Raw genomic sequence first — 6,300 nt, forward strand, 5'->3', positions numbered from 1 at the left:
GTTTTCTTCTTGTGTGTTGATTGTCAATACATTATGCAACGGACGTGTCTTTTTGGCACGCCCGTTGCATTTTATTAAGCGAACGGCACAACAACAATACAGTTCTACACAACGAACAGTTGTTGAAGCCGTGATTCGATTTCGCATATTAATAATAACAATTTAAAAAATCAACAATTATGAAGAAGTTAGTTTTCGCAGCAATCGCAATGATGGTAATGGTATCGGCAAGCAACTCATTTGCTACCAAGTCAGCAACATCTATGAAGGGCTACAACACTGCAGTAGCAGACACTACCGACACTACCAAGACCGAACCGGTAGCAGATACTACCAAGACTGAGCCTACAGAGGAAACTACAGAGCCTGCTAAGGAAGGTGCTCTCGACCTCTCTCTCTTCATCGCTAACGATACTGTAGACGTTGATTCTACTGCAACCGATTCTACAAAGACACCGTCTACACCCGCAACACCGGTTAAGCCAGAGACAGTTTAACAACCCATTAATTAGAAACGAACATAAGAATAAAAAGCATAGTAATAGAATAAGGTAAAAAGCTATTGTCTTAAGGATTGTAAACCGCTGCCACATAAGCTGCACTAATGCTGCTGAGTGGTGGCGGTTTCGCATTTATATACTTGCCAAAACTTGCTAAACTTGATGTGCGTATTGCTGCTATGTCCGAATAATTCCGTAACTTCGCACTCAATAAAAACAACAACTTTCACGTATGAACTACCGCACGTTACGTCTGAAGATAATCACAGGCTATGCCATACTTGCCATTGTGCTCGTGTTTGCAGCGCAGATGGTGTACGACAGTACGCGTTCGCTGACTGATCTCAACAATGCTTCGGAGCGACTTATGGAGCGACGCAACATTGTCGACAGCCTTGTTTATAGCATGCTTGATGCTGCCAATGCCGAACGTTCGGTGATGATGGGCGACACGCGGCAATGGCAACGCTTCTCGTCTTCGCTCGCCGAGTCGCAGCGCAAGGCTATGCAGCTGAAGCAGCTTGTGTCCGATTCGGTCAAGGCGATGCGCATGGACACGCTTGCCAACCTTCTTGCTGCCAAGCGCGACAATGCCATGATGGTGCTGAACATACTTGCTGATGCTTCGGGCGATGCTGTCTATGCCCGCAAGGTGCACGACTTGCAGAGCGGACGCGACTCGGTGGTGATTCATCCAAACGAGATTACCAGTGCCAACAACCGCGAGACGGTTTACAATATAGTCAGTACCCGACGCGGATTCTTCCGCCGATTGAGCGATGCCTTTCGTCGACAGCGCTCCGACACCATAGCCACTACGATGCAAAGCGGACGTACCGACTCCACAGCCATGGCGCAGGGCATCAACATTGCCGACTCGGTGGCTGAGGTTCTTGCCGACATCCATCATGAGATAAAGCGTGCCGACACTCGCCGGCAGGATGCTATCGACAACCGCACGCGTTCGCTCAAGCTTGTCAGCATACAGTTGGCGTGGCGTACCGGACAGATGCTTGAGGACATTCAGAGCGACGAGCACAACGCTATGCAGCGTGCCATCAAAGCCGACATGCAGGCACGACGCTCTACGATGATGAAGATTGCCATGCTGGCATTGCTTGCCATTGGTGCTGCTATTGTGCTGATAGTCTACACGCTGCGCGATATTCGTCGCCAACGACGCGATCACGAGCGCATAGTAGAAGCCAAGAACGAGACCGAACGGCTCATGCAGCAGCGCCAGCGACTTCTGCTTACCATCACACACGACATCAAGGCGCCCGTAGCTTCTATATCCGGATTTATAGCTTTGCTCCGCGAGTGGGTCAGTCAGCCCAAGCCCGTAGCCTATCTCGACAGCATACGTTCGTCTGCCGAACATCTTCTGCAACTCGTGGGTGCTCTGCTCGACTATCATCAGCTTGAGAGTGGCAAGGCAACGACGCATGCCGTGAGCTTCAATCCTGCCCGGCTTGTAAGCGACTGCGCCACACAGGCACGTCCCGTTGCCAACAACAAGAGCCTGGAAGTGGTGTGCAGCCTTCGTACCGGTGCCGACTGCGTATGTCAGGCTGATGCTTTCCGCATACGTCAGATTATGAACAATCTTATAGGCAATGCCGTGAAGTACACCGACCGTGGCACAATTACCGTGTCGGCTGCGCTCAACGGCTCTCAGCTCACTATGAGTGTGGCTGATACGGGTAGCGGAATGACCGAGAGCGAACAGCAGCGCATCTTCAACGCCTTCACCCGTCTGCCCGATGCACAGGGCAAGGAGGGTGTAGGTTTGGGATTGTCCATAACCCGCGAGGCGGTCAACATGCTTGGCGGAACGATTCGTGTGGCTTCACAAAAGGGCAAAGGTTCGAAGTTTACCGTTACTCTTCCGGTGACCGTCGACACCGTTCAGTCTGCCCAACCTGCAACAATTGCCGGAAATACAGTCCCTAACGTGGCTGACAATCCGACCCCTAACATAATAAATCCTGCTTCTATCGCAGCCAGTCCAGCCCCTGATATGGCGTGCGTCAAGTCTTCGTCGCACCCGATAAAGGTCGTTATCGTTGATGACGACCGCTTGCAATTGCAGCTATTGGGCGAGATGATGGCTCGTATGGAGAATATCTGTCTCGACATTCACGTCACGTCGAGTGCCGATGAGGCTATAGAGATGATAGGCCGATTGCGTCCGCAACTGGTGTTTACCGATATAGAGATGCCGCAGATGAGTGGTCGTGAGATGCTTCGGCGTATTGACCGCAATGGAATAAAGACCGTTGCCATAACCGCCCACGACCAAAGCATACACACCGAACTGCGTGCCGAGGGCTTCGATGCTTGTCTTTTCAAGCCGTTCAATGTTCAGACGCTTGCTGCCACGTTGTGCCAGCTTACTGGCATTGCTCCCAGCGTTAGCGTTCCGACTGCATCAGCATCCAGCGCCAGACACGACGCCACTCTCTTCGCACCCCTCCTTGTTTTTGCCGAATGCGATGCCGAAGCCGAGCAACAGATTATTGCAGACACCCGCAAGTCGATTGCCGATTATCTTTCAATGCTCAACGATCCCAACGACACCGCATCCATAGCCAAGGCAGCCCACAAAGCCATGCCGCTCCTTAAGATGCTGATGCCCGATGATGTAGAGTGGCTGGCCGATCTGACTCCAGAAAGAATCGGACAGACTGACGAAGCGAAGCGAAAGAAGCTGTATGAGAAGTTTAAGGGAGTGTTGGAAAAGATATAACCAACACTACCTCAACAGGGGCAAAGCCCCACAACATCACAACTTGTGGGCAACGCCCCCTAAACTCCCCTTCTTATCTCCTTAGGCGTATATCCATACGTCTTGCGGAATGCGTGGTAGAAGCTTGAGGTATGTTCGAATCCGCAGCGGAAGGCTATTTCGTCGGCACTCAGTTTGGGATTTGTCTCGAGCAGATAGCGGGCGCGCTTCATCTTTATTTTCAGAATGAACGTTGCGGGCGAATTGCCCGTCAGCGTTACAATCTTGCGATGGAACTGCCGCGAACTCATGCAAAGCTTCTCTGCCAATGCGTTCACGTCGAGCTGTTGCTTGTCGAGCAGCAGATAGATATAGTCCACAGTCTTGGCGAGGAATCGTCGTTCGGCATCCGTCAGTTCCATCTCCTTCTCCTCCTTCTTGTTGCTTGTGGTTTTCTCGCTGAACTTGTTGCGCAGCGAGTTCTGTCGGTTGATGAGCTGTTCGATGATGGTGCGCAGTTCGTCCATGCTGAACGGCTTGGTCAGATAGGCGTCGGCACCGGCTTCAAATCCCTCAATGCGTTCCTGCTCCGAAACCTTGGCTGTTACTATTATAATAGGTATATGGTTTATAGCCTTGTTGCTTCTTATCTTGCGACACAATTCCAGTCCGTCCATTCCGGGCATCATAATGTCGGTAATGATAATGTCTGGCACGATGTCTTTTGTCTTTTGCAGTCCGTCGTTGCCGTTCGTAGCGTAAGCCACCGAATAGTCTCCCGCCAGCTGTCCGCCAATGAAGGCTGCAATGTCGTGGTTGTCCTCAATGATGAGTGCTGTGTATTGGCTGGCCTTGGCGTCGCTGTCTTTCAGTTCCTTTTGTTCTACAGGCGTCACGGGGTCGAATTCCATGTCCTTCTCTTCCAGTTGCACGTCGCAATTGTTGGTTATTGCTATTTCTATATGGAATTTCGTGCCCTTGCCCACTTGGCTTTCCACGCTGATAGTGCCGTGTACCGACTCCATAATATGCTTCACCAGCGACAGTCCCACACCCGTACCCAGGTTCTGCGAGTCGGACGGTCCCTGATAGAACGCCTTGAACACGTTGTCCATGGTCTTATTGTCCATACCCTCGCCCGTATCGTTCACGTCAATGTGCAGGATATTGCCCACGCGCACTACATACACGTCAACCTGTCCTAATGCGTGTGTGAACTTGAATGCGTTCGACAGTAGGTTGTCAATCACCTTGTGTGCATAGTCGGGCACAAAGTCCATCACCACATTTTCGTCACCATGCATTCGCAGGGTTATGTCCTTGTTTCTTGCATAAGTGTTGTAGGAGGCCACAACCATTGAAATGTAGGTAGTGATGTCGCCGTTGCGCCATTTCAGATTGTTAGCATTCGATTTTATCTTCGATATGTCGAGCAGTTGGTTTACGAGTTTCAGCTGTCCGTTGCCATGTATTTCTATGTCGCGTGCGTATTGCTTCACCTCCTCATTCTTGCTCTTGCGCAGCACTTGGCTCAGTCCGAGTATAATGGTGAGCGGTGTTCGGAATTCGTGTGTGATGTTGGTGAAGAAGGTCTCGCGCATTTCGGCGAGTTTCTTCAGTGCCAGATGGTTGCGTCGGTGAATGCGTTGTATGTATATGAACATGCCTATTGCGCCTAACAGTATGGTCACTACTATGCTGAATATGATGGCATAGGCAGAGCGTAGGTTTCGTTCGCTCTTCAGGCTGAGTTGCGCCTCGTTCATGTCTTTGGCCTGTCGGTTGCGTTCAATGAGCAGTCCGGCGTTTTGTATACGGTTCATTTTCTCCATATCCATTATGCTGTCGTGCATGTCAGCCGCCTTTTCGTGCCACTCAAGTGCAGCCCTCGTGTCGCCCATGCGTTTGTATAGCTTGTAGTAGAGCGAGTATATTTCAGCCTTATGTTCGGTCGACTTGATATTCTGGGCTATGCCTCGTGCTGTGTCGAGATAATGCAGCGCCTTGTTGTAGTTGCCGGTCTTTACGTATATGCCGGCAAGGGCGATGAGCGGATTTATGGCGTGCCACTCGTCTTTCATGGCCTGCATAGGCGTCAGCGCTGTTTCGTATTCGTTGATAGCTTTACTGTAATTGTTGTTCTTCTCGTACAGTTCGCCGAAGTATATATGACAAAGCGAAATGCCGAGTTGGTTGTTTATCTGCAGGTTCAGTCCCATCGACTTGCGGAAGTAGGCAAAAGCCGAGTCTGTCAGTCCTCTTTGGCGGAATATGGAGCCTATGTTGGCGTAGTTTATGGCTTGTCCCAACGGGCTGTTCAGTTCGCGTTCGCCCGCCAGTGCCAGTCGCAGAGCGCTGTCGGCACGTGCATAATTGCCGAGAGTAAGGTATATGTTGCCCAGTCCGTTGAGTGCTACAACGCGGTTTTTGCGTGCTGTGAACGATGAGTCGGTAGACGCTTTGCATATGGCATACGCCCTATAGTGATAGTCTTGCGCTATGTCGAGCACCCCCATGCGTCGGTAGTCTGTACCGATATTGTTCAGAGCCTGCACCATTTCAAGCGTATCGCCTATGGCTTCGGCTTGTTTCAGTCCCTCGTTGTGTGCTTTCAGAGCCTCGTCAAATCGGCTTTCGTTGCGCAGATGTTTGCCTATTTCTCTGTATGCGATGATGCTGCCCAGCATATTGCCCTCGCTTTCCATGCGTTTCTGCAGGATGGAGAGTGTGTCTATATTGTGCGAAGAGGCTATGAGGCTGTCGAGAGTCTTACGTTCGGCATGCGTATTGGTAGCCGGTTTCTTTCCGCAAGAAACCAGCAGCAGTATGATCAGGCACCACAATGTGGCAGTCGGTATATGTCGAGGGTTATACATAGATTCTAAGTTTTGTCTGTGTTTTGTGCATGTGTTTTGCAAAGATAGTGCAAACCGAGCGCAATGAAGCTTGCTTCAATTGCCGAGGTGCAGCCTATCTTATGCAAAGATAGTGCAAATATAGCGAAATATGAAGAAGAATCAGACAATTTTATATAGAAACATACAAAGCCCTATACAACCCCCCCACAAAGCC

General features: G+C 50.5%; 3 protein-coding genes. 2 read left to right on the forward strand and 1 reads right to left on the reverse strand.

The features are described from left to right. The first annotated feature begins 179 nt into the window (after window positions 1-179). Window positions 180-497, forward strand: coding sequence for a hypothetical protein (locus I6E49_RS06970; protein WP_235401264.1), 318 nt, complete (start codon window positions 180-182; stop codon window positions 495-497). Window positions 498-732: 235 nt separating this feature from the next. Next, window positions 733-3,249, forward strand: a complete 2,517-nt coding sequence (locus I6E49_RS06975; RefSeq protein ID WP_235401266.1) for an ATP-binding protein — start codon at window positions 733-735, stop codon at window positions 3,247-3,249. A 59-nt stretch (window positions 3,250-3,308) separates the two neighbouring features. Here I6E49_RS06975 and I6E49_RS06980 read toward each other — a convergent pair whose 3' ends face one another. Further along, window positions 3,309-6,104: a hybrid sensor histidine kinase/response regulator transcription factor gene (locus I6E49_RS06980; protein ID WP_235401269.1), complete on the reverse strand. Its 2,796-nt coding sequence runs from the start codon at window positions 6,102-6,104 to the stop codon at window positions 3,309-3,311. Between the last annotated feature and the right edge of the window lie 196 nt (window positions 6,105-6,300).

It is taken from the genome of Leyella stercorea, from assembly GCF_021531655.1.